The 23,852-nt window shown below is 69.7% G+C and carries 17 protein-coding genes; 10 read left to right on the top strand and 7 right to left on the bottom strand.

Features of this window, described 5'->3' with window-relative positions:
- Positions 1-42 precede the first annotated feature (42 nt).
- On the top strand, positions 43-942 hold the full coding sequence (gene folP / locus AB0L65_RS15770; RefSeq protein WP_364245334.1) for a dihydropteroate synthase: 900 nt from the start codon (positions 43-45) through the stop codon (positions 940-942).
- Positions 943-952: 10 nt separating this feature from the next.
- Positions 953-1,108 (top strand): hypothetical protein, encoded by a 156-nt coding sequence (locus AB0L65_RS15765; protein ID WP_364245331.1) that lies wholly within the window; start codon positions 953-955, stop codon positions 1,106-1,108.
- A gap of 131 nt (positions 1,109-1,239) precedes the next feature.
- On the opposite strand, the gene AB0L65_RS15760 is transcribed toward AB0L65_RS15765, so the two are convergent.
- Positions 1,240-3,594, bottom strand: a complete 2,355-nt coding sequence (locus tag AB0L65_RS15760) for a glycoside hydrolase family 6 protein (RefSeq protein WP_364245328.1) — start codon at positions 3,592-3,594, stop codon at positions 1,240-1,242.
- Between the two features lie 267 nt (positions 3,595-3,861).
- Here AB0L65_RS15760 and AB0L65_RS15755 point away from each other — a divergent pair, with 267 nt between their 5' ends.
- The 3 genes from AB0L65_RS15755 to AB0L65_RS15745 all read left to right on the top strand — a co-directional run bounded on the left by AB0L65_RS15755 (position 3,862) and on the right by AB0L65_RS15745 (position 11,035).
- Positions 3,862-6,807 carry a glycoside hydrolase family 48 protein gene (locus AB0L65_RS15755; RefSeq protein ID WP_364245325.1) on the top strand — a complete coding sequence of 982 codons (2,946 nt, stop codon included), beginning with the start codon at positions 3,862-3,864 and terminating at the stop codon, positions 6,805-6,807.
- A gap of 8 nt (positions 6,808-6,815) precedes the next feature.
- Positions 6,816-9,386, top strand: coding sequence for a glycoside hydrolase family 9 protein (locus tag AB0L65_RS15750; protein WP_364245786.1), 2,571 nt, complete (start codon positions 6,816-6,818; stop codon positions 9,384-9,386).
- Positions 9,387-9,451: 65 nt separating this feature from the next.
- The gene (locus AB0L65_RS15745; RefSeq protein WP_364245322.1) at positions 9,452-11,035 is read left to right on the top strand and encodes a cellulase family glycosylhydrolase; all 1,584 of its coding nucleotides are present in this window, start codon (positions 9,452-9,454) and stop codon (positions 11,033-11,035) included.
- 170 nt (positions 11,036-11,205) lie between these two features.
- Here AB0L65_RS15745 and AB0L65_RS15740 read toward each other — a convergent pair whose 3' ends face one another.
- From AB0L65_RS15740 to AB0L65_RS15720, 5 genes are all read right to left on the bottom strand, one after another.
- Positions 11,206-11,733, bottom strand: a complete 528-nt coding sequence (locus AB0L65_RS15740; RefSeq protein ID WP_364245319.1) for a hypothetical protein — start codon at positions 11,731-11,733, stop codon at positions 11,206-11,208.
- Entirely contained in the window at positions 11,730-12,785 is a 1,056-nt protein-coding gene (locus AB0L65_RS15735) for a lytic polysaccharide monooxygenase (protein ID WP_364245316.1), read from the bottom strand. Before AB0L65_RS15735 ends, AB0L65_RS15740 begins: the two co-directional genes overlap by 4 nt.
- A gap of 241 nt (positions 12,786-13,026) precedes the next feature.
- Entirely contained in the window at positions 13,027-14,280 is a 1,254-nt protein-coding gene (locus AB0L65_RS15730; protein WP_364245313.1) for a serine/threonine-protein kinase, read from the bottom strand.
- Entirely contained in the window at positions 14,267-15,238 is a 972-nt protein-coding gene (locus AB0L65_RS15725) for a LacI family DNA-binding transcriptional regulator (RefSeq protein WP_364245310.1), read from the bottom strand. Before AB0L65_RS15725 ends, AB0L65_RS15730 begins: the two co-directional genes overlap by 14 nt.
- A gap of 202 nt (positions 15,239-15,440) precedes the next feature.
- Positions 15,441-17,582, bottom strand: a complete 2,142-nt coding sequence (locus AB0L65_RS15720; protein WP_364245307.1) for a transglycosylase domain-containing protein — start codon at positions 17,580-17,582, stop codon at positions 15,441-15,443.
- 390 nt (positions 17,583-17,972) lie between these two features.
- Between AB0L65_RS15720 and AB0L65_RS15715 the strand changes: the two genes are divergently transcribed.
- From AB0L65_RS15715 to AB0L65_RS15700, 4 genes are read left to right on the top strand one after another with little or no spacing between them, the layout of a single operon-like run.
- A complete protein-coding gene (locus tag AB0L65_RS15715) occupies positions 17,973-19,172 on the top strand; it encodes a hypothetical protein (protein ID WP_364245304.1) in 1,200 nt (399 codons plus the stop codon).
- On the top strand, positions 19,169-20,167 hold the full coding sequence (locus AB0L65_RS15710) for a hypothetical protein (protein ID WP_364245302.1): 999 nt from the start codon (positions 19,169-19,171) through the stop codon (positions 20,165-20,167). Before AB0L65_RS15715 ends, AB0L65_RS15710 begins: the two co-directional genes overlap by 4 nt.
- A gap of 41 nt (positions 20,168-20,208) precedes the next feature.
- On the top strand, positions 20,209-20,730 hold the full coding sequence (locus AB0L65_RS15705) for a MarR family transcriptional regulator (RefSeq protein WP_364245299.1): 522 nt from the start codon (positions 20,209-20,211) through the stop codon (positions 20,728-20,730).
- Between the two features lie 42 nt (positions 20,731-20,772).
- A complete protein-coding gene (locus tag AB0L65_RS15700; RefSeq protein WP_364245296.1) occupies positions 20,773-21,201 on the top strand; it encodes an STAS domain-containing protein in 429 nt (142 codons plus the stop codon).
- On the opposite strand, the gene AB0L65_RS15695 is transcribed toward AB0L65_RS15700, so the two are convergent.
- The gene (locus AB0L65_RS15695; protein WP_364245293.1) at positions 21,189-22,595 is read right to left on the bottom strand and encodes an NAD(P)/FAD-dependent oxidoreductase; all 1,407 of its coding nucleotides are present in this window, start codon (positions 22,593-22,595) and stop codon (positions 21,189-21,191) included. The genes AB0L65_RS15700 and AB0L65_RS15695 overlap by 13 nt on opposite strands.
- Positions 22,596-22,762: 167 nt before the next feature.
- Between AB0L65_RS15695 and AB0L65_RS15690 the strand changes: the two genes are divergently transcribed.
- Entirely contained in the window at positions 22,763-23,851 is a 1,089-nt protein-coding gene (locus AB0L65_RS15690) for a sialidase family protein (RefSeq protein WP_364245290.1), read from the top strand.
- The last annotated feature ends 1 nt before the right edge of the window (position 23,852 follow it).

The following is a 23,852-nucleotide window of genomic DNA, read 5'->3' as shown; positions in this document are numbered from 1 at the left end:
CCGCTCCGCGCCGGGTGGTCGGGGGCCAGGTAGGCTCGCTACGTGAGCGGCGAAGCGCTTTCTCCGGGGATCATCTCGCCCGTCCGGCGCATCGGGCGGCGGGAGTTCGATTTCGCGCGCCAGGTCGCCGTCATGGCCATCGTCAACAGGACGCCCAACTCCTTCCACGACCAGGGCAGCACGTTCGAGCTCGACAACGCCGTGACGGCCGCGTGCCGGGCCGTGGACGACGGGGCCGACTGGGTGGACATCGGCGGGTTCGCCTTCTCCGCGGCCCAGGCGCAGATCGGCGCGGACGAGGAGATCGACCGGGTGGCCCCGGTCATCGCCGAGGTCAGGAAGGCCACCGACGCCGTCATCTCCGTCGACACCCACCGGCCCGACGTGGCGCGGGCGGCCGTGGACGCGGGCGCGGACGTGATCAACGACACCAACGGCCTGCGCGAGCCCGGCATGGCGGAGTTCGCGGCCAAGTCGGGGGTCAGCGTGATCGTGACGCACAGCCTCGGGGGCCCGGGCAGGCGCGTCTTCCGGCCGAGCTACCAGGACGTCGTCGCCGAGGTGGCCGGCTACCTGCGCGAGCGGGTCGCGTACGCGCTGGAGGCCGGGATCGCCCCGGACCGGATCATCATCGACCCCGGCCACGACCTGAACAAGAACACCTTCCACTCCCTGGAGATCACCCGGCGGCTGGAGGAGATCACCGCGATCGGCTACCCGACGCTGGTGGCCCTGTCCAACAAGGACTTCATCGGCGAGACGCTCGACCGGCCCCAGGGGGAGCGGAGGGAGGGCACGATCGCCGCCAACGTCTTCTCGATCGTCAAGGGCGCCCGCATCCTGCGGGTGCACGACGTGGCCGCCACGGTCGCGTCCGTACGCATGACCGAGGCCATGCTCGGCTGGCGTGGCCCGCTGACCCCGAGTCACAACCTGGCCTGAGGAGGCCGTCTTGACCGAGCGGAAACCCCTGGGCATGCCGTTCGAGAGCTGGATCGACCGGCAGATCCGCGACGCGATCAGGACGGGGCTGTCCGGGCCGCCGCTCAACCTGATGCCCTTCGACGTTGACGAGATCGTCTCGGAGTGGCGCAGAGCGCAGAGGTGAAGGGGCCCCGCGGACGGGGCCCCTTCGGGTGAATCGAGGGACCCGGGTCAGGCGGGTCCCTCCGAGAGACCCGGGTCAGGCGGGTCTCTCGGGCTCATGCCGGGGGCGATGGCCCCCGGTCCTGACGGTCGTCAGTTGACGGGCGGGTAGGCGTTCCTCAGCAGCTCCTGGAACTGCGCCGAGAACCAGCGGCCCGACAGCGGCGCGTTGGGCAGCGCGCCGGTCAGGTTGTTGCCGTTGAGGTTGTTGCCGTGGTAGGTCGGGTCGCACATCCGGTCGAACTTCTTGCCCTCGTCGTTCGGGATGTCCGAGCTGGCGCCGTCCGACTCGCCCGGAGGCTTGATCCAGACGTAGGCGTCGAACCCGGCCGCCGGGTTGGCGGTCGGCCGCGCGCCCATACCGGCGCCGCTCTGGTTGCACCAGTTGCCGGCGTGGATGCGGCGGTCGGTGCGCGACTGGTTGACGAAGTCGTCCAGGACGGTCGAGGTGCTCGGCCCGCTCGGGCGGGCGGAGCCGCCCCAGCCGTTGCGCGAGGTGTCGACCAGCATGCCGAGCCCGTTCTTGAAGCCCTTGGAGATGAGGGCGCTGCGCAGGGCCGTGGCGAACGTCGCCTCGTCGACGTACCAGTTCCAGTCCACCCACTTGGACTGCCGGACCGACGTGCCGTTCACGGTCGAGTTGATCGTGAAGTACGGCTCGGTGGTCGCGGAGGTGTTGGCGGTGTTGACGATGAAGCCGTCCACGCTGTCCACACCGGCGGTGGCGCCGGCGACGGTGTTGTAGAAGATGTTGACGGACGGGTTGAAGTTCGAGTCCCAGCCCAGCCAGGCGTGGTGGGCGGCGTCGATGTAGGTGTAGACGTTGGTGATGGCGTGCAGCTTGTTGAGCGCGTAGCGGACGCCGTCGACGTAGGCACCGGTCGAGTTGGCCTCGGCGCACTTGGCGAAGCTGAGGTTGGTGACCAGGTTGGGCAGCGAGTCGGGCTCGATGATCGTGACGATGCGCAGGTTCGCGTACGCGGAGTCGCTCATGATCGCCGAGATCGGGTCGATGTACTCGGTCTTGTAGCGGTTGAGCCCGTTCTCGGCGACGAGCAGCTCGCCGTTGGAGGCCAGCGCCGAGCAGTCGCGGTTGGGCAGGTCGTAGATGACGAACTGGACGGTCAGCGGCGTCGAGCCGTTGGCGGCGTCCTGCCTGACGGCCTCGTCCAGGTGGGCGCGCAGACCCATGGCGGAGGAGGAGCCGGCGATGGCCGCGATGCGGTCCAGCCAGACGGCGGTGGAGGTGTTGGCCACCGCGGAGCCGCCGGGCTCGGCCTGGGCCTTGGCCTTCCAGTCGGGGTTGACGTAGCCGGTGGCGCCGGCGTACGGGTTCTCGACGTGGCCGCCGGGGGTGGTGCCGCCGTCGTTGTCGGCCTCGGTGGCGGTGACCGTCCTGGAGGTCAGACCGGTCGAGGCGACGGTGATGGTGCGGCTGCCGTTGGCCGTGTCGGAGTCCTCGGAGGCGGCCAGGGTGACCGTCTGCGGGGTGTTCCAGTTGGACGACGTGAACGTGAGGCTGCCGCCACCGGAGACGGTGATGTTGGTGTCGCCGGTGCCCGCCGTCGAGGTGACGGTCACGTTTGAGGTCGGCGCGGCGGCCAGGCGCACGGTGTACGTGGCGGTGGCGCCCTCGGGCACGGTCACCGCGGTCGGCGTCACGATGATCGACTGCTCCACCACGGCGTCGTCGTCCACCTCGGTGGCCGAGACCGTGGCCGGGGTGACGCCGGTGCCGCCGACGGTGAAGGAGGCGGTGCCCGCGGTCGTGTCGGAGTCCTGGGCCGCGGCCAGGGCGACGGTCTGGGCGGTGTTCCAGTTGGAGGGGGTGAAGGTCAGCGAGTCGCCCGAGCTGACGGACAGGTCGGTGTCACCGCTGGTCCGGGTGGTGGTGACGGTCACGTTGGCGGACGGGGCCGAGGAGAGCCGGGCCGTGAACGTGGCCGTGCCGCCCTCGTTCACCGCGACCGAGCTGGCCGAGGTGACCACCGACGGGGTGGTGGGGTTCCCGCCGCCGCCGCAGGTGACCCCGTTCACGGTGAACGCGGTCGGGTTCGGGTTGCTGCCGGTCCAGGTGCCGTTGAAGCCGATGGAGACCGAGCCGCCGGTGCTCAGGCTGCCGTTGTACGGCATGTTCGTCCCGGTCACCCGCGTGCCCGACTGGCTCCAGTTGGCGCCCCAGCCCGTCGGGGTGTACTTCTGCCCCGTGGTCGGGTAGTCGAAGCCCAGGTTCCACGAGGTGATGGGGTCACCGGTGTTCTTCAACGTGATGCTCGCGGTGAAACCGCCCTGGCCGGGGCTGCTGGTCCACGAGTTGGCAGAGTAGGTCACGTCGCAGGCGACGGCGGCGTTGGCTGCCGTGCTCTGGCCGACGACGAGCCCTAAGGCCGCGACACTCGCGGCGGTCACGGTCACGGCCCATTTGCGGAGGCCGCGTTGGAGTCTCACGAGCGATCATCTCCAGTGTTAGAGGGCTGGGAGCGCTCCCATGGTCTGTCGTGGTTCCATCCGTGTACAGAGGGCGATGCTCGCGGAGGTGTCCGCCGCGCCGCATGCTCGTTGAATGCCCCGGAACGCCGATGAAACTTTCATCCCGGGCACCCTGGTGAGAGGAAACACGGGGGTTACCGAACCGCCATTCCGTTGACATACGCGTCGGGTCACCCACAATCCCGTTTGGGAGCGCTCCCACTCCTCTACTCCCATGGAGACCCCGTGAAGTACAGACCTCCTCCCCTTCTCTCCCGCTTGTCGCGGCGGCTGGCCGTGGCCGCGACGCTTGTCCTTGTGGCGGGTGTGACCTCGGCCGTGTCGGCCGGACCCGCGCAGGCGGCCGTGGCGTGCGATGTGACGTACACGGCCAATCAATGGACCAGCAGCCCCGGTCAGGGCGGTTTCACCGCGAGCATCACGTTGAAGAACACCGGTGACCCCATCACCTCGTGGAACCTGGGCTTCGACTACCCGACCACAGGTCAGAAGTACACCCCGACGGGCTGGGGCGCCAACTGGAGCCAGTCGGGCACGCGCGTCACGGGCACCAACATGCCCTACAACGGCAGCCTTGGCACCGGCGCGTCCGTGTCCATCGGCTTCAATGGCACCTGGACCGGCAGCAACCCGAACCCGACCACGTTCAGCGTGAACGGGGTCACCTGTGGCGGCGCCAACGCCGCGCCCACGGTGTCGCTGACCTCGCCGACCGCGGGGCAGACGTTCACCGCCCCGGCCACCGTGCCGATCGCGGCGAACGCGTCCGACTCCGACGGCACGGTCTCGAAGGTCGACTTCTACCAGGGCTCCACGCTGCTGGGCACCGACACCTCGGCGCCGTACAGCTACAGCTGGACGAACGTGGCGGCCGGCAGCTACTCGATCACCGCGCGGGCCACCGACAACGGCGGCGCGACCACCACCTCGGCGCCGGTCGGGATCACGGTCTCGCAGAACACGGGTCCCGCGCTCGTGGTGAGCCCGACGAGCCTGTCCGTGCCGGAGGCGGGGACCGCGAGCTTCAGCGTGAAGCTGTCGCAGGCGCCCTCGGCCAACGTGACCGTCACCACGTCACGCGCCAGCGGTGACACCGACCTGACCGTCTCCGGCGGCGCCAGCCTGACCTTCACGCCGTCCAACTGGAACACCGCGCAGAACGTCACGCTCGCGGCGGCCAACGACAGCGACACCACCGCCGGCTCCGGCGTGTTCCGGGTGAGCGCCACCGGCTACACCGCGGTCGACGTCACCGCCACCGAGGCGGACGACGACGTCGGCGGCAACAACACCTACGTCCAGCGCTTCGTCGAGATGTACAACGAGCTCCACGACCCGGCGAACGGCTACTTCTCGCCCGAGGGCGTGCCGTACCACTCGATCGAGACGTTCATGGTCGAGGCGCCGGACCACGGGCACGAGACCACGTCCGAGGCCTACAGCTACTACCTGTGGCTGGAGGCGGTCTACGGGCAGGTCACCGGCGACTGGACGAAGTTCAACAACGCGTGGGCCTCGATGGAGAAGTACATCATCCCGGCCACGGCCGACCAGCCGACGAACTCCTTCTACACGCCGAACAAGCCGGCCACGTACGCGCCGGAGTGGAACCAGATCAGCAACTACCCGACCGCGCTCGACTCCGGCGTCACGCCCGGCGTCGACCCGATCGCGGGCGAGCTGCAGAGCGCGTACGGCACCCGCGACATCTACGGCATGCACTGGCTGCTCGACGTCGACAACACCTACGGCTTCGGCCGCTGCGGCGACGGCACCACCAAGCCCGCCTACATCAACACCTACCAGCGCGGCCCGGAGGAGTCGGTCTTCGAGACGATCCCGCAGCCGTCCTGCGACACCTTCAAGCACGGCGGCACCAACGGCTACCTGGACCTGTTCATCAAGGACAGCTCCTACGCCAAGCAGTGGAAGTACACCAACGCCCCCGACGCCGACGCGCGCGCCGTGCAGGCCGCGTACTGGGCGCAGACGTGGGCCAAGGCGCAGGGCAAGGAGTCGCAGATCTCCGGGTCGGTCGCCAAGGCCGCGAAGATGGGCGACTACCTGCGCTACGCGATGTACGACAAGTACTTCAAGAAGCCCGGCTGCACGAGCCCGCAGTGCGCGGCCGGCACCGGCAAGGACGCCTCCAACTACCTGCTGAGCTGGTACTACGCCTGGGGCGGCGCGACCGACTCCAACGCCGGCTGGGCATGGCGCATCGGCTCCAGCCACAACCACTCCGGCTACCAGAACCCGCTCGCGGCCTGGGCGCTGGCGAACGTGACCGAGCTGAAGCCCAAGAGCAGCACCGGCGTGGCCGACTGGAGCACCAGCCTCACCCGGCAGCTGCAGTTCTACGGCTGGTTGCAGTCGGCCGAGGGCGCCATCGCCGGTGGCGCGACCAACAGCTGGGAGGGCCACTACGCGGCGCCGCCGGCCGGCCTGCCGAAGTTCCACGGCCTGACCTACGACTGGCAGCCCGTCTACCACGACCCGCCGTCGAACCAGTGGTTCGGCTTCCAGGCGTGGACGATGGAGCGGGTGGCCGAGCTCTACTACGCCTCGGGGAACGCCGACGCCAAGGCGCTGCTCGACAAGTGGGTCACCTGGGCCATGAACAACACCACCATCAACGCGGACGGCTCGTACCAGATCCCGTCCACGCTGCGGTGGACCGGCCAGCCCGTGGGTGACTTCACCGCCACCTCCGGGATGCCTCCGGCCAACCCCGGCCTGCACGTGACGATCGCCGACTACACGAACGACGTGGGCGTGGCCGGCGCGTACGCCAAGACGCTCATGTACTACGCGGCCAAGGCGAACAACACGGCGGCCAAGAACATGGCCAAGGCGCTGCTCGACGGCGTGTGGAAGAACCGTGACGCCAAGGGCGTGTCGGTCCCCGAGACCAAGACCGACTACAACCGCGTGGACGACCCGGTCTACGTGCCGTCCGGCTGGAGCGGCAAGATGCCCAACGGCGACACCATCAACTCCAGCTCGACGTTCATCTCGATCAGGTCCTTCTACAAGAACGACCCGGACTGGCCGAAGGTCGACGCCTTCCTGAAGGGCACGGGCCCCGCGCCGGTCTTCAACTACCACCGGTTCTGGGCACAGGTGGACGTCGCCGTCGCCCTGGGCGAGTACGGACGGGTCTTCCCGTGAGAAAGGCACTGATCGCCGTGGCGTCGCTGGTCCTGCCCCTGTGTTTCGCAGGGGTGGGGCCGGCGGCCCACGCCGCCGCGCCCGCGTTCGCGTACGGTGAGGCGCTGCAGAAGGCGCTGTGGTTCTACGAGGCCCAGCAGTCGGGCGACCTGCCGAGCTGGAACCGCGTCGGCTGGCGCGGCGACTCCGGCATGAACGACGGCAAGGACGTGGGCGTGGACCTCACGGGCGGCTGGTACGACGCGGGCGACCACGTCAAGTTCGGCTTCCCGATGGCGTTCTCCACGACCATGCTGGCCTGGGGCGCGGTCGAGTACCGCGACGCGTACGCGAGCTCCGGGCAGCTCACGCACCTGCTCGACAACCTCAAGTTCGTCAACGACTACTTCATCAAGGCCCACCCGTCGGCGAACGTGCTCTACGGGCAGGTCGGCAACGGCGGCACGGACCACGCCTGGTGGGGCCCGGCCGAGGCCATGCAGATGACGCGGCCCGCGTACAAGATCGACGCGTCGTGCGGCGGGTCGGACCTGGCGGGCGAGACGGCGGCGGCGATGGCCGCCTCCTCGATCGTCTTCCGCCCGACAAATCCGGCTTATGCTGACACGCTCCTGACGCATGCCAAGCAGCTGTACTCCTTCGCCGACACGGTCAGGAAGAAGTACACCGACTGCATCACCGACGCGCAGGGCTACTACAACTCGTGGAGCGGCTACAACGACGAGCTGGTGTGGGGCGCGATCTGGCTCTACCGGGCCACGAACGACGCCTCCTACCTGGCCAAGGCCGAGACCGGGTACGACAACCTCGGTAACGAGCCGCAGACCACCACCAAGTCGTACAAGTGGACGATCGCGTGGGACGACAAGTCGTACGGCGCGTACGTGCTGCTGTACAAGCTGACCGGCAAACAGCGCTACCTGGACGACGCCAACCGCTGGCTCGACTGGTGGACCGTCGGCGTGAACGGCGCGAAGGTGGCGTACTCGCCGGGTGGCCAGGCCGTGCTCGACCGGTGGGGTTCGCTGCGGTACGCGGCCAACACCTCGTTCGCGGCGCTCGTGCACAGCGACACCATCACCGACGCCACGCGCAAGGCCCGCTACCACGACTTCGCGGTGCGGCAGATCAACTACGCGCTCGGTGACAACCCGCGCAACTCCTCGTACCTGATCGGGTTCGGCGCCAACCCGCCCAAGAACCCGCATCACCGCACGGCGCACGGCTCGTGGACCGACCAGATCACCAACCCCGAGCAGACCCGCCACACCCTGTACGGCGCGCTCGTCGGCGGACCGCCCGACCCGAACGACGCCTACACCGACAAACGCGACGACTACGTCATGAACGAGGTCGCCACCGACTACAACGCCGGCTTCACCAGCGCGCTGGCCCGGCTCTACAAGGAGTACGGCGGCGCGCCCGCGGCGAACTTCCCGGTGGCGGAGACCCCGGACGGTCCCGAGCTCTTCGTCGAGGCGGGCGTGAACGCCTCGGGCACCGGCTTCACGGAGATCAAGGCCATCGTCCGCAACCAGTCGGCCTGGCCCGCCAGGATCCTGTCCGACGGCTCGTTCCGCTACTACTTCACGCTCGACGGCACGACGACGGCCTCGCAGATCACCGTGTCGTCGGCCTACACGCAGTGCAAGGCGCCCACGCTGCACGCGGAGCAGCGAACGCTCAGGCCCGAGAGCGGTAGCTTGCGTGACCAGCGAGGGCCAAGTGAGCGCGACCATCAAACCGCGAGCGGCGCCACGTATTACGTGAACATCGACTGCTCCGGGCAGGCCATCGCCCCGGCCGGGCAGTCGCAGCACCGCAGAGAGGTGCAGTTCAGGATCACCAGCGCGGGCACGTGGGACCCGGCGAACGACTGGTCGTACCGGAACATCCCCACCACGCCCGGCGCGACGCCGGTGCGCACCGGGAACATCACTCTCTACAGCGGCGCGACCAAGATCTGGGGTGAGCCCCCGGGTCCGGAGGAGCAGGACACGACAGCGCCCAGCAAGCCGGGCAAGCCCGCGGTCTCCGAGATCACGGGCTCGACGGCCAAGCTGAGCTGGACCGCCTCCACGGACAACGTGGGCGTGAGCGGCTACGACGTCTACCTGGGGTCCCAAAAGGTAGGCACGGCCACGAGCGCGTCCTTCAACCTGAGCGGGCTCACCCCTAGCACCTCCTACACCGCCTCTGTGGTGGCGCGGGACGCGGCGGGCAACGCCTCGGCATCGTCCGACGGCACCTCGTTCACCACGACGAACACGACGCCGCCGCCGACCGGCGGGTGCGCGGCGACGTACAAGGTGACGAGCTCGTGGGGCGGCGCCTTCCAGGCCGAGGTGACGGTGAAGAACAACGGCACCTCGGCGACCACCGGATGGACGGTCGCCTGGACGTCGGCGAACCAGATCACCCAGCTCTGGGGCGGCAAGCACACCCAGTCGGGGTCCGGCGTCACCGTCAGGAACGAGGCGTACAACGGGGCGCTCGCCCCGGGCGCCACCACCACGTTCGGCTTCATCGCCAACGGCACACCCACCGTCCCCGACCCCATCACCTGCACTCCCGCCTGAGTGAAGACCCCGCCCCCGTCGCAGTAGCGGCGGGGGCGGTTCCACAGCTCAGTGAAAGGCAGCACATGAGATCACTGATCACCGCGCTGACGTGCTTCCTCGTTTTCCTCGGCCTCTCGGCCGCCCCCGCGAACGCCGCCGTCGGCATTCACGTGAGCGGTACGAAGATCGTCGAGGCCAACGGCCAGGAGTTCGTCATGCGCGGCACCAGCCACGCGCACACGTGGTACGCGACGCAGACCAAGGCGTTCGCGGACATCAAGTCGCTGAAGGCCAACACCGTGCGGGTCGTGCTGAGCGGTGGCCGCTGGACCCCCAACAGCGTCTCCGACGTGGCCAACGTCGTCTCCCTCTGCAAGCAGAACAAGCTCATCTGCGTGCTGGAGAACCACGACACCACCGGGTACGGCGAGCAGAGCGGCGCCTACACCCTCGACCAGGCCGCCAACTACTGGATCAGCGTCAAGTCCGCCCTGGTCGGCCAGGAGGACTACGTCATCGTCAACATCGGCAACGAGCCGATCGGCAACAACGCCGTCACGCCGGGCTGGGCCGCCGCCACCACGGCCGCGATCCAGAAGCTGCGCAGCAACGGCTTCCAGCACGCGCTGATGGTGGACGCGCCCAACTGGGGTCAGGACTGGCAGTTCGGCATGCGCGACAACGCGCGGGCGGTCTTCGACAGCGACCCGAACAAGAACACGATCTTCTCCATCCACATGTACGGCGTCTTCGACACGGCCGCGGAGATCAACGCGTACATGGACGCGTTCAAGACCGCGGGGCTGCCGCTGGTCGTCGGCGAGTTCGGCTTCAACCACTCAGACGGCAACCCGGACGAGGACACGATCATGGCCCAGTCCGTGAGCCGCGGCCTCGGCTACCTGGGCTGGTCGTGGAGCGGCAACGGCGGCGGCGTCGAATACCTCGACCAGGTCACCAACTTCGACGTCACCCAGCTCACGGATTGGGGCCGGCGGCTGTTCAACGGCGCCAACGGCATCGCCGCCACCTCCAAGCAGGCCTCGATCTACGGCGGCGGCACCACCGACCCGACCCCGCCGAGCACGCCGGGCACCCCGTCGGCGTCCGGCATCACCTCGTCGGGGGCGAACCTGTCCTGGACGGCCTCCACTGACAACGTCGGCGTGACCGGATACGACGTCTACACCTCGACCGGGACCTCGCTCGGCTCGACCGCGACGAACTCGATCACGCTGACCGGGCTGTCGCCGGCGACCACGTACCAGGTGTACGTCAAGGCCAGGGACGCGGCCGGCAACCAGTCCGCCGCGTCGCCGACGGCGTCGTTCACCACGCTCAGCGGCGGTGGCACCGGCGGCGGCTGCACCGCCACCGGCATCGTGCAGAGCCAGTGGGGCACCGGGTACGTCGTGCAGCCCGTGACCGTGACCAACACCAGCACCTCGACCAAGTCGAGCTGGACGGTGACCTTCACGCTGCCGGCCGGCCACACGCTCACCGGCTCCTGGAACGCCGCGGTGACGGTCAGCGGCCAGACCGTGACGGCCAAGAACCTGAGCTACAACGGCACCCTCGCACCCAACGCCGGCACGAGCTTCGGGGTGCAGGCGAGCCGGCCCAGCGGCAACACGTCCGTGCCGTCCGGCTACACGTGTGCCAACTGAACCGCCCGTCGTACCGCTGCGTATGAGGAGGTGAGGCGAAAGAACATCCCTGCCCAACGAGACCATCCCGCCCGGATGGGACGGACGCGGCCGGTACCTCCAGCCGGCCGCGTCCGTGTTTATGGCCTCTGCTCCGCAGAGGCGCGCTCGGTCGCCGGGGAGCCGTCGCGTTATCGGGCTTGGCTTTTTACGGCTTCGGCGAAGCGCTGACGAGCGGCGTCGATCGCCGACTCGTCCTGGAACTCGGCGAAGGCCGCCTCGTGGTAGCGGGCCGGGATGAGCCGCTTGACGCGGTCCGGATAGCCCACGCCCGGCTCCGGCACCCGGACCAGGGGAGGGATGCCGACGCGTACCGCGATCGGGCCCGCGGCCCGTACGGAGGTGGCCCAGTCGGTGCCCGCGCCGGTCACCGCGCACATGTGGCGGGCGTAGACCCACTTCACCTCGACGAGGGAGGTCGCGTCGGGCGGATCGAACCCGAAGGGCTCCACGGCGCACACGACGCGCGAGTCGAAGTCGTGGCCGTGCGCGTGGTGCTCGTCGGGCGAGGACTGCTCGAGGATGAGCGTCACCTGGGCGGCGAGCTCCTGGTTCAGCTGGGAGGACGGCTGTCGGACGGCGAAAAACATCACCCCGGCCAGGGTCAGGCCGGCCAGGGTGACGAGTGCCGCGACACGCCCGCGACGTGACTTGATCACGGGCTGGTGCAGGTAAGGGCCGGGGCCGGGTTGGGGATCGAACCGGTGGCGTTGAAGCCGAACGAGGTGGTCGCGTTCGGCGCGAGCTGCCCGTTGTAGGTGGCGTTCTTGACCACCACGTTGGGCGGTTGCCCGGACAGGACGCCGTTCCATGGCGAGCCGTCGAAGCCCTGGCCGCCGGAGTAGGTCCACTTGACCGTCCAGCCGTTGATCGACGAGGTGCTCGTGTTCTTCACGGTCACCTCGCCCTGGAAGTGGCCGGCCCAGCCGGTGTCCGTGGCCTTCCACGTGGCGGTGCAGGCGCCCGGGTTGACCGTCGGGGTCACCGTCGGGGTGGCGGTGGGGGTGCTCTGGCCCGGGCCGACACCGGTGACCTCGCCGTTGCCGCCGTCGAAGACGACGTCGGAGCAGCTGTAGAAGTTCTCGTTGCTGTCGGAGCGGACCCACATCGTGTAGATGATGTGCCGGCCGGTCTTGCCGGACGGGAGCTGGGCGTTCCAGTAGTAGTAGTTGAGCGCGCCGGCGGGGCCGGTGTCCGGCGGGTTGGTGGCGCTGCCGAACGGCTCCAGGTCGGACCACTTCAGCGGCCCGTTGGGGTTCCAGCCGTTCTTGGTGACGTAGTAGTTGAAGGCGCCGGGGTGCTTGGCCCAGTTGCTGTGCCGCATCTGGATGGTGGCGCCCGAGGTCAGGTGGGTCAGCGGCCAGTCGCTGCGCACCGCGTTGTAGGCCGAGAAGTCGTAGGGACCGCCGGTGCCGCCGCTGCAGAGCTGCCCGTCGGGGATGAACCCGGTGGTCCGGCCCCCGCCGTCGGAACGCAGCACCGCGAACCAGTTGTACAGCGGGGTCGTGCCGCTCTGCGCGACGGCCGCCGCGCACGCGGGGTTGTAGGGGATGATCTGGCCGTTCTCCCGCAGGCCGTCCTGCCAGCACAGGAACGTCCTTGCCGCGGGGAACATCGACACCCCGTGCGCCAGTGCCTGCGTGGGCACCATCAGGACAGTAGTGATCAGAACCATGACGGCGGTGATCGCCGCCGACTTGAATAACCTCATGGGGATTCCCTTGCGCTGACGAATGAGGAAACCTGCCCACGAGCAGCCCGCCCGGCCAGCGCATTGAATCACGCCCCGCACGACGTCGACAACGCGCTGTGAAAGTTTCATTCGATCTTGGTCATAGCCGGTCCAGGCGCTACGCTGGGAGCGCTCCCAGCAGGGGATGTGGCACGCGGCGTGCTTTGCGAGGGGTACGGACCGCGTATGAGGGGTACGGCGGGTGCTGCCGTACCCCTCCTCAATCACGATCCAGCGCGGCGTCGATGTCGTCGAGCCTGGCCTGCAGCTCGCTCAGGCAGGCGGGTGCGAGCCGCCCCTCGCCGAAGCGGTCGGACAGCTTCTGGCGCAGGTTGTCCGTCCTGGACACCGACGGGCCGTGCGGTCCCACCGCGGCGTGCAGCACCTGTTTGAGGTCCAGCACCACGTCCGCGTCGGTCGCGCCGCACGGCGTCCTGGCCTCCAGCACCGTGTTGAAGCCGTCCACGGCCTGCTCGACGGAGGCGGCCGTGGCCGGCGTGCTCTCGATCAGCCTGGCGGTCGGCGGCGTCTTGACCGTCACCTCCGGCTGCGGCTTCTGCTGCTCCTGCTGGAGTCCCGTCTGCTGGAACCACAGCAGGGCCGAGAGCGCGACGGCCGCCGAACCGGCGACCGTGAGGCCACGTCTGACGTGCCGCCCGAGGCTCGCCGCACTCAGCGCCGAGGTCAGCGCCGAGACGATCTCGGCCGCGGTCGGCCGCCGGTCAGGCCGGTCCGCCAGGCAGCGCTGGCAGAGCGTGGCCACGGAGTACGGCACGCCGGCGACGCGGGGCGGGGGATACGTCCTGCGCGCGGCCTCGATCTCCTCCCACGTCGTCTCCGGGTACGGCGTCCGCCCGGTGAGCATGGTGTGCAGCAGCACGCCGAGGGCGTACACGTCGACCGCGGGATGGGTTGGCGCGCCGAGCAGCCGTTCGGGGGCGACGTAGGGAGGGGTGCCGCGGTCGTCGTCGGGGTCTCCGGCCCAGGCCGCGATGCCGAAGTCGAGCAGCTTGGGTCCGTCGGCGGTGAGCAGCACGTTCTCGGCCGTGACGTCCCGGTGGACCAGGCCGCGGGCGTGCCCGGCCATCAGGACCCGGGCCAGCCGCAGCGCGATGGCCGCCGCCTCGGTCCACGGCAGCGGCCCCTGCTCGATGCGCTCGGCCAGCGGCGTGCCGTCGAGCAGCGGCATCACCACGTAGGCGGCGACGCCGCCGTTCGTGGTGACGGTCTCGCCGTAGTCGTAGATGTCGATGGAGTCGGGGTGGATGAACCGGGCGGCGGCGCGCGCCTCGCTGCGGGCGCTCATGCGCTCGCCGCCGCCGGCATGAAGTGAGGCGGTGAGCACCTTGACGGCGATCATCCGGTGCAGCGACTGGTCGAAGGCACGCCAGATGACCGACATGCCCCCGCGGGCCAGCGGATCCAGCAACAGATACCTGCGGGCCAGTATGTCCCCCGGCTCAAGCCGACTCACGGACGACCAGTTCCGTAGGGAGTACGGGGTCGATCCCCGCGGCCCCCGACAGGAGCAGCCGGGTGGCGACAGTGGCGAGCTCCTCGACGGGCTGGCGGATGGTGGTCAGGGCCGGGACGGTGTGCCTGGCGACCGGGGCGTCATCGAACCCGATCACCGCCACGTCCGCCGGCACCTTGCGCCCGGCCCTGCGCAGTGCCTGGATCGCGCCTGCCGCCATCAGGTCCGAGGCGACGAAGACGGCGTCCAGACCTGGGGCGTGGCGTAACAGCCACTGCATGGCGTGGGTGCCGGAGGCCGCGGTGAAGTCCCCGTAGGCCACGGGAACGTCGGGTGCGCCCGCCGCCTGCAGGGTGCGTATCAGGCCCTCTAATCGGTCGCGCGCGCCGGGTAGGGACGGTGGTCCGCCGATGGCGGCGACGTTGCGGCGGCCGGATAACAGGAAGTGCTCCGCCGCCTGGCGGCCGCCGTCGAGGTTGTCCACGTCGGCGTACGGGAGTTTGAGATCGTGTGGCGGGCGGCCGATGTTGCGTACGGGGACGCCCGAGGTGGACAACTTGATCGCCAGGGGGTGGCGCTCGCGCGCGCCCACGATCAGCACCGCGCCGGACAGCACCGGCAGTACGGACGACGTGGGCGTGACGGTGGTCACCATGAGATGGGTGCCGTGTTCGGCGATCACGGCCCCTGCGGCGGACAGGAGCCGTGCGTAGTAGGGCTCGGAGAACAGGCGTGGGAGGTGGTCGCAGATCACCGCCGTGACGCCGTCGGCCATGGTCTTGGCGGCCGTTCCCCGGGGGGCTCGTTGGCGGACGTATCCCATGCGGGACACGGCGTCGTAGACTTGCCGGCGGGTCGAGGTACTGACCCGCACCGAGCCCGTGAGGACTCGAGATGCGGTCGCGGGGGAAACCCCTGCAGCGGCCGCCACCTGTGCCAGTGTGGGCTGCTCGGTCATGGAGCACCTCGCGGAAAAGATCCTGGGAGCGCTCCCACGTTACCAATGTTTCGGCGCTGTTAATAGGGCCTTTGCTGGGAGTGCGTCCCACTGTGCGGACGCACTCCGAATTTGCTCAGCTAGAGGCCCTGATAACCGACAGTTGTTTTTGTGCCGAACGTTGATCACGCAATATTTGCGTGTCTGTTTTCTCCGTATCCGGTCAGTGGGTCACCGTTGTGTCGATCTGTGCCTCGTCGAGTCCGCCGTCCGTGTCGTCCGGCTCGGGGCGCACCGGCTGCTGGGGCTGGCAGCTCGCACCGCAGCCGCCGAAGCGCGCGGTGTTCACCGGGGTGAACTCCGTCGCCGGGATGCCCTTGAGCGCGGACAGCATGGTGTCCTTCCAGATCGGCCCGGGGATGGAGGCCCCGAAGACCGAGGGGAAGTACTGGCCGCCGATGGTGATGCGGTTCAGCTTGTGCGTCACCGCGCCGCGCGGGTCACCGATGCTGACCGCTCCCGCGAGGTCGGGGGTGAACCCGGCGAACCAGGCGGTGGACTGCTCGTCCGTGGTGCCCGTCTTGCCGGCGGCCGGCCGGCCGATGCCGCCGACGCCCTTCATGGTGCCCTTGGTGAACACGCCGGAGAGGATGTTCGAGGCGGCGTCCGCGACCTCCGGGTCGAACGCCTGCTTGCACTTGGGCTTGTAGTTCGTGACCTTTTGGTCGCGGTCCTTGATCGAGGAGATGGCCATCGGCTCGCAGTACTTGCCGCGCGCGCCGATCGCGGCGTACGCGTTGGCCACGGTCACCGGGTCCATCTCGTTGATGCCGAGCGTGAAGGTCTCGAACTCCTGCAGGTCCTGCCCGTCGGAGCGCTGGATGCCCAGCGACTTGGCAGTCTTGACCACGTTGCACAGGCCCACCTTCTGCTCCAGCGCCATGAAGAAGGTGTTGACCGAGCCCCAGGTGCCGGTGGCCAGCGACTTGAAGCCACCGCCGCCGCCCTCGGCGTTGGTGACGGTGAAGCTGGGCTCGCCCATGTTCTGGCCCTTGCAGTTCTTGAACGACCAGTAGGCCGGAGCGCGGTAGCCGCTGCCCACCGAGATCCCGTCGTTGATCTTCATTCCCTGCTTGAGGGCGGTGAGCAGGGTGAACGTCTTGAACGTCGAGCCCGCCTGGAAGCCGGTGCCGCCGCCGTGCACCGCGTCGGCGACGAGGTTGTAGGACATCTCGTTCTTGCGCTTGTTGGTGCCGTACTTGCGGCTGGCGGCCATGGCCTTGATCGCGCCCGTGCCCGGCTGGACGAGCGCCTCGGAGGCGACCGGGTTGTCGGAGGCGTACACGTGCTTCTTGATGGCCAGCTCGGCGGCCTTCTGCATCTTCGGGTCGAGCGTGGTCTTGATCTCCAGGCCGCCCCGGTTGAGGAACGCGGTCCTGGCCTTCTTCGTCTTGCCGAAGTCGGTGTTGCTGAGGATCTCGTTGCGGACGTACATGCAGAAGTACGGGTAGTCGCTGGCCTCGCAGCCGCCGGGCAGCGGGGTGCCCTTGTAGCCGAGCTTGGTCTTCTTGGCCTCGGCGGCCTGCTCCGGCGTGATCTTCTTCAGCTCGGCCATCCGGTCGAGCACGACGTTGCGCCGGAACAGCAGCCGCTCCTTGAACTCCTTGCCCCGGCTGGGGTCGGTCTGGAGCGGGTCCTGCACGGCGCCGGCCAGGGTGGCGGCCTGGGGCAGGGTCAGGTCGGCGGCCTTGACTCCGAAGAAGCGCTTGGCGGCCGCCTCGATGCCGTAGGCCCGGGCGCCGAAGTACGCGATGTTCAGGTATTTCTCGAGGATCTCGTTCTTGGTGTACTTCTCCTCGATCGCCATCGCGTAGCGCAGCTCGTTGAGCTTACGGGCGTAGCTGGCCTCGAGGGCCGCGTTCTTCTCCTTGGTGGTGCTCGCCGAGTTGAGCAGCACCTGCTTGACGTACTGCTGGGTGATGGACGAGCCGCCCTGGGCGATGCCGCCCGAGGTGAGGTTCTTGGCCAGGGCGCGGACGGTGCCCTCGATGTCGATCGGGCCGTGCTCGTAGAAGCGGTAGTCCTCGATCGAGATGATGGCCGTCTTCATGATCTCGGCGATGTCGTCGAGCTTGACGTTCTCGCGGTACTCCTCGTAGAACGTCGCGATCGGCTTGCCCGTGGCGTCGAGCACCGTCGTCCTCTCCGCGAGGGGCGGCTCCTTGAGGTCCCGCGCCTTGAGGCCTAGGTCCTCGGATGCCGAGACGAACATCGCTCCGGTGCCTCCGACCGCGGGCAGTGCGATGGCCGCGGCCACTACACCGGCCGCTGCCGCCGCCCCGGTCAGGCGCGCGATACTCGACAAACGGGAACCCATGGTTGTAAAACCTCCCCCTCGTGGCATTAGGGTGCATCCTAAACCCCGCCATGACGTGCTCTCGGTAAAAGCTTGGACGCCGCATGGGGCAGTTTTGTTCGCGCGGGAAGCGGGATTTTTCCGGCTCTGGCGTCGTTACGCCGGATCGTGCCGGGTGGGGCGCCTGTGGCGCCTGTGACGATCTTCAGTTTCTGCCAGGTGCGGGCAAAGAAGCGTGTTGACGCGCGGGTGATCGTCCGCCCGTCTGGCAATGTCTGTTTCCTGCCGGTCATGGTGGGGGGACTTATGCGTCGTGCCGGAGATGGCGAGCATTTCGATCGGTTGCTCGCCGCTGCGAGGACATATTGGGGCGAGAGCCCCAGTGGTGAGAGCTGCGTCGTGGCCGAGGCGTTCGACCAGGACATCAGAGTCGTGGTACGGACGCTCATGGTCGCGAAGGCGGTCTGCGAGCTGCTCTCCGCGCGGCTGTTCGCGCTGGTCGAGCCCGAGTGGCGGAGGCTGGCGGAGATGTTCGGGGCCGAGGGGGACGGCCGGCCGCGGGTGCCGCCGGCCGCGCTGGTCACCAGCCGGGCGGATCCGTACGTGATCAGGGACATCCCGGTCGTGCACGTCCACGGGACGGGGTCGCTGAAGGCGTACGCGATCTTCCCCGACCAGGGGCCCTGCTCGTTTCGCGAGGAGCTGCCCGCCAGGGTCGGCGCGTTCTTCGAGCGGCACGTCTGGCCGTACCGGGACACGATCAGGCCGGGCGCGGAGCGGACGGCCTGGCGGGCCAAGAGCGGCTACCAGATCCGCACGGAGACCGAGCGAAACCAGCTGCGCGACTACGGGTGCGCCCGCCTGGGCCTGGACCCGCGGCGGCCGACCATCGCGGTCTTCGGCCACACGCCGGGCGAGGACACCGAGCTGTTCCAGTCGACGGTGGACTTCGCCTCGTCGGACCCGTCGGCGAACTGGCTGTTCCTCGACCCCGTCGGCTACCCGCACTCCCGGGTGAGGTGCGTGACGGGCGCCCTGTCCACGAACCTCCTGTGGAGCATGGCGGACGTGTGCGTCACGTTCGGCGACAGCGACCTGCCCGCGTTCGGCATCCCGGTCGTCCAGGCGGGCTGGTCGGTGGGGAGCGCCTGCGGCGGCACGCACGTGGCGCGCGACCCGTCGGACATCCGCCTGTGGCTGGACGAGGCCATCGCCAAGCACGAGAAGGGCGAGTCCATCCTGGAGCCCGAGCAGCGCGACCGCGCCCGCCTGTGGCTCTGGCTGCGCCGCTGCGGCGCGGACGTGCCCACCCAGCTCCTGCCGCACTGGGAGTACGGCGTCGACTACGCGCGGGCGCTGGCCGTGAACCTGTGGCACGTGGAGCGCGACGGCGACCCTCTCTACAGCGCGGTCGCCCGCATGTGGACCAGGCGCGAACCCATGCTCACGCGGTTCGACTTCCACGACCCGGCGGGGCCGTTCATCAGGAACACCTTTGACCGGTTCCCGCGGTTCGGCGATGTCGTCCGTACCGACGAAGACCCCATGAGCAGCTTCCACGAGCCGGAAGAGTCGTCATTCACGAGGAGCACCCCATGAGCACCCCAGGATCCGCCACCGAGCTGGACCAGCTGATCCTCCCCGCGATCCCGCCCGTCCACGTGCGCAGCGGCCAGATCGCCGCGCTGCAGGTGACCGACAGGCTGCAGCGCGGCAGTTCGATCGTGGGCAGGTTCGAGACCTCGGGGCTGGCCGGGTTCAAGGTCTCGGCGCAGGGGCGCGCGCTGCGGGTGCTGGTGTCGCTGTCGACCGACGATCGGTCCGTGAGCGGCTGGGACGCCGGCAAGACCGACCTGGTGAGCCTGCAGCCGCGCCTGGTACAGGTGCGCTCCCAGGGGCGGCTGCGCCAGTGCGTGCTGCTCAGGGGGCGGCGGGCGCACGCCCAGGTGGCCTTCGACCTGACGGCGGATGAGATCCCCGACGACGGGCTGATCTGCGTCGAGGTGCTCGACATCACGGAGGGCGACGGGGTCGGCGAGGAGGTCCGCCAGGCCGTTCTGGGGCACGTCGTGGCCGACGGCGTGGCCGGGCTGCGGCTGGACAAGGTGGTGTTCGAGGAGCCGCCGGCGGTGGACTTCGACCCCGACACGCTCGACGGGTTGCGCTGCGAGGTGTCCTCGCTGATCAGCGCGGGCGGCCTGGCCAACCGCAACCGGCAGGGCACGCGCGTGCTGCGCGCGGGCATGTTCGTGGTCAACCCGGTGCTGAAGGACACGTTCGGGTCGAGCGGCCGCCTCACGCTCAGGCTGGGCACGAAGGCGGAGCCGGCCAGCCTCATCCCCGCGACGTGGCGGCGGGTCAACAGCGAGTGGCGCTGGATGCGGCACGCCACCAGGAAGCTGCTGGGCATCGCGGCGCCGCCGGTGGAGCGGGTCATCAGCATCAGGGACGGGGACCTGGGGCTGCCCGAGCTGCGCACGGACGGCAACATCACCGAGCTCACGCTGCCCAGCCCCACGAACTCGCCGTACCTGGTGATCATGGGTCAGTGCCTGGGCGCGGTGCCGACGCTGGAGTCGGGCGCCACGCACTAGTACGGGCGTGAACTATCCCTGCTCGAATAAAATGCGGGGTCATGGACGACGCGGTCGAAAGGATCCTCGGGGAGTGGCGGCGCGAGCGGCCTGATCTCGATCTGACGGCCATGGGCGTCTTCGGGCGGCTCGCCCAGGTGATGCGCGTCCTGGAGCCGCGGGTCGACCGGGTGCTCACCCGGCGCGGGCTGCGGCAGGGGGAGTTCGACGTGCTGGCCGCGCTGCGCCGGGCGGGGCCGCCGTACACGCTGATCCCGTCGGAGCTGTCGGCGGTGCTGATGATGTCGCGGGCCGGGATGACCAACCGGCTCGACCGGCTGGAGGCGGCGGGGCTGGTCGAGCGTAGCCTCGACCCCGCCGACCGGCGCAGCTTCCATGTGCGGCTGACCGGCGAGGGCCTGCGGATCATCGACGAGACGCTCACCGAGCACGCCGCCAACCTGGCCGACCTGGCCTCCCCGCTCACGCCCGAGGACACCGAGACCCTCGCCGCGATCCTGCGCAAGCTGCTGGACGGGCCGCTCGGTCACCCGGAGCTCCCAAAAAATCGCGAAAATCCGTGATATCCCCGCTCAGGGGGAAGTCGTTTCCTTGTGAGGAACGGCTTGTACATCGAGACGATCCGGCACCTCCATTGCACGGTCCTGCGCGCCGGCGGCGAGCTCGACCACGCGGGCCGGGTCCGCTTCAGCGCCTGCATCAAAGCGGTGTGGGACTGGAGTGTGGGGCCCGTGCTCGTATTCGATCTTGCGGATCTGGATTTTTACGACTCGTCCGTCATTGGGGTGCTGGCGATGGCGATGCAGCGGATGGAGGAGCAGGGGAGCGGCCGGATCATCCTGGTCCGGCCGTCGAACCACCTGCTGTCGGTGCTGCGGCTGACTGACCTGCTGCCGCGGGTGGAGCTGCGGGAGAGCGTCGAGGAGACGGTGGCGGAGCTCATGCTGGACGACGCGGCCCGCGGCTCACCGTCGGGTCCGCGCCCGCGCCCCCCGACCCCCGCCCCTGACTCCTCCGGGCGTCAGAGGCCGTAAGCCTCCAGCAGGCGCAGCCACACCTCGCTGACCGTCGGGAAGGACGGGACGGCGTGCCAGAGGCGCTCCAGCGGCACCTCGGCCGTCACCGCGATCGTGGCACTGTGCAGCAGCTCGGCCGTGCCCGGCCCGACGAACGTGACGCCGAGCAGCACCTTCCTGTCCTCGTCCACCACGGCCCTGGCCCGGCCGCGGTAGCCGTCGCCCATCAGGTAGGCCCCGGTGACCGAGCCCAGCTCGTAGTCCACCACGCGCACCCGGAACCCGTCCTCCCGGGCCACCGCCTCGGTCCTGCCGACCGCGCAGACCTGCGGGTCGGTGAAGACGACCTGCGGCGCGCCGAACCCGTCCGCCAGATCCCGCATCGCGGGCAGCTCGTCGCCACGCGCCCGCGCGGCGATCACGTCACCGCAGATCCTGGCCTGGTACTTGCCCATGTGGGTGAGCAGCGCGCGCCCGTTGACGTCGCCGACCGCGTACAGCCAGCCGTCGGGGACGCCGGTCGCCCGCATGCTGTCGTCCACCTCGACGTACTTCCCGTCGGACAGGCCGACCGTGCCCAGCCCGATGTCGCCGGTCGCGGGCCGGCGGCCGGTCGCGACCAGCAGCTCGTCGGCCTCCACCGGAGGACCCTCGGACAGGTGGACCGTCACCTTCCCGCCGGGCTCGGGGCGCTCGATCCTGACGGTGTCGGTGCGGGTGCGCACCTCGATGCCCGCCTCCGCGAACGACTCGGCCACCAGCTCTCCCGCGAACGGCTCCATCCTGGCCAGCAGCCCGCCGCCGCGTACCAGCACGGTCGTCTGCCGCGCGCCGAGCCCGTGCATGGCCTGGGCCATCTCGCAGGCGACCACGCCGCCGCCGAGCACGGCCAGCCGCTCGGGGATGGCGCGGGCCGCGGTCACCTCATGGCTGGTCCAGGGCTCCGCCTCGACCAGCCCGGGAACCCGGGGGAGGGCCGCCGTGCTGCCCATGGCCAGGACGACGGCCTGCCGGGCCGTCAGCACCCGCTCGCCGCCGTCCTCGGTGGTGACGCGTACGCGCTTGGGGCCGTCGAGCCGCCCGTGCCCGCGTACGAACTCGGCCGGCACGCTCTCGATCCACCCGACCTGCCCGGAGTCGTTGTAGTTGGAGACGGTCTCGTCGCGCCGGGCCAGCACGGCCTCCGCGTCGACGGGCCCCAGCGACAGCCCGGGGACCCGCGCCACCTCGCCCATCAGGTCGACCGGCCGCAGCAGCGCCTTGCTGGGGACGCACGCCCAGTAGGCGCACTCGCCGCCGGCCAGCCGCTCCTCCACGATCGCCGCGGTCAGGCCGCCGCGGACGGCCCGGTCCACCACGTTCTCACCGGCGGGACCGGCACCGATCACGATGACGTCGAACTCGTCAGCCACCACGCCTCCAGAAGCACTCGCTTATGAGGTGAACTCTTTCATGCCGCCGGCCCGGCCACGCTGAGGGCAGGCCGGTTGGGTGCCCCCTCTGTCGCTTACATCCCACCTCCACCGCCTGTCACACTCGTCTTCACGTCTCGTTCACCCGGCGGCCGTAGCGTGGCCGCATGGCGGATCGTTACCCGACGTCAGTGCCGTACCGGCAGCGGACGGACGGCTACAACACGTACCGGATCCCCGCGGCGGTGGTGACGAAGGCGGGCACCGTGCTGGCGTTCGCGGAGGGGCGGCACGCCTCTGCCGGGGACTCCGGCCACATCGACGTCGTGCTCAGGCGCTCCACGGACGGCGGCAGGACGTGGGGCGCGCTGCAGGTGGTTGCCACGGAGCCGCGCCGGGGCACCGCGGGCAACCCCGCGCCCGTGGCGCTGGCCGACGGCCGGATCGTGCTGGTCTTCGTCAGGCAGGGGCCGCAGGCCACCGAGGACAAGATCCGGCGCGGCCAGGTGGCGGCGGCCGACGGGCGGCGGGTGTTCGTGCAGGTCAGCTCGGACGACGGGGTCACGTGGTCGGCGCCTCGCGAGATCACCGGCAGCGTGAAGCGCTCCGAGTGGCGCTGGTACGCGACCGCTCCAGGCCACGCCGTGGCGCTGCGCAGCGGGCGGATCGTGGTGCCCGCCAACCACTCGCTGCCGCCTGGCGGGTCCGACAACGGGACCGAGGGCAAGTACAACGGTGGCCACGGGCTGCTGAGCGACGACGGCGGTCAGACCTGGCGCATCGGGTACGTCGACGACAACCCGGACGGATACGTCAACGTCAACGAGACCACGGCCACCGAGCTGCCGGACGGGCGCCTCTACCTCAACACGCGCACCGAGTCCACCGCCCCCGGCACCAGGGCCGACGCCTACTCGGCCGACGGCGGCCAGACCCTCCTGCTGCCCTTCCGGCCCCAGGCGGGGCTGGTGGGGCCCGTGGTGGAAGGCAGCACGCTGTGGTGCTCGTCGCCGGACGTGCTCCTGTTCTCGGGGCCGGCCGCGCCGGACGCGCGGGCGCTGATGACCGTACGCGCCAGCGACGACCTGGGGGTGACCTGGCGGGTCGCGCACACGGTGTCGGGGCTGCCGGCGGCCTACTCCGACCTGGTCCGGGTGGACGGGGACACGGTGGGCCTGCTGTTCGAGACCGGCGACTTCGGCGCGTACGAGAGCATCGCCTTCCGCCGCCTCCCCGTCGCCGAACTCGCCCCCTGAC

This window comes from Nonomuraea sp. NPDC052116 (assembly GCF_040680035.1).
Classification (GTDB): domain Bacteria; phylum Actinomycetota; class Actinomycetes; order Streptosporangiales; family Streptosporangiaceae; genus Nonomuraea; species Nonomuraea angiospora_A.
This window is presented reverse-complemented; position numbering and strand designations above follow the sequence as displayed.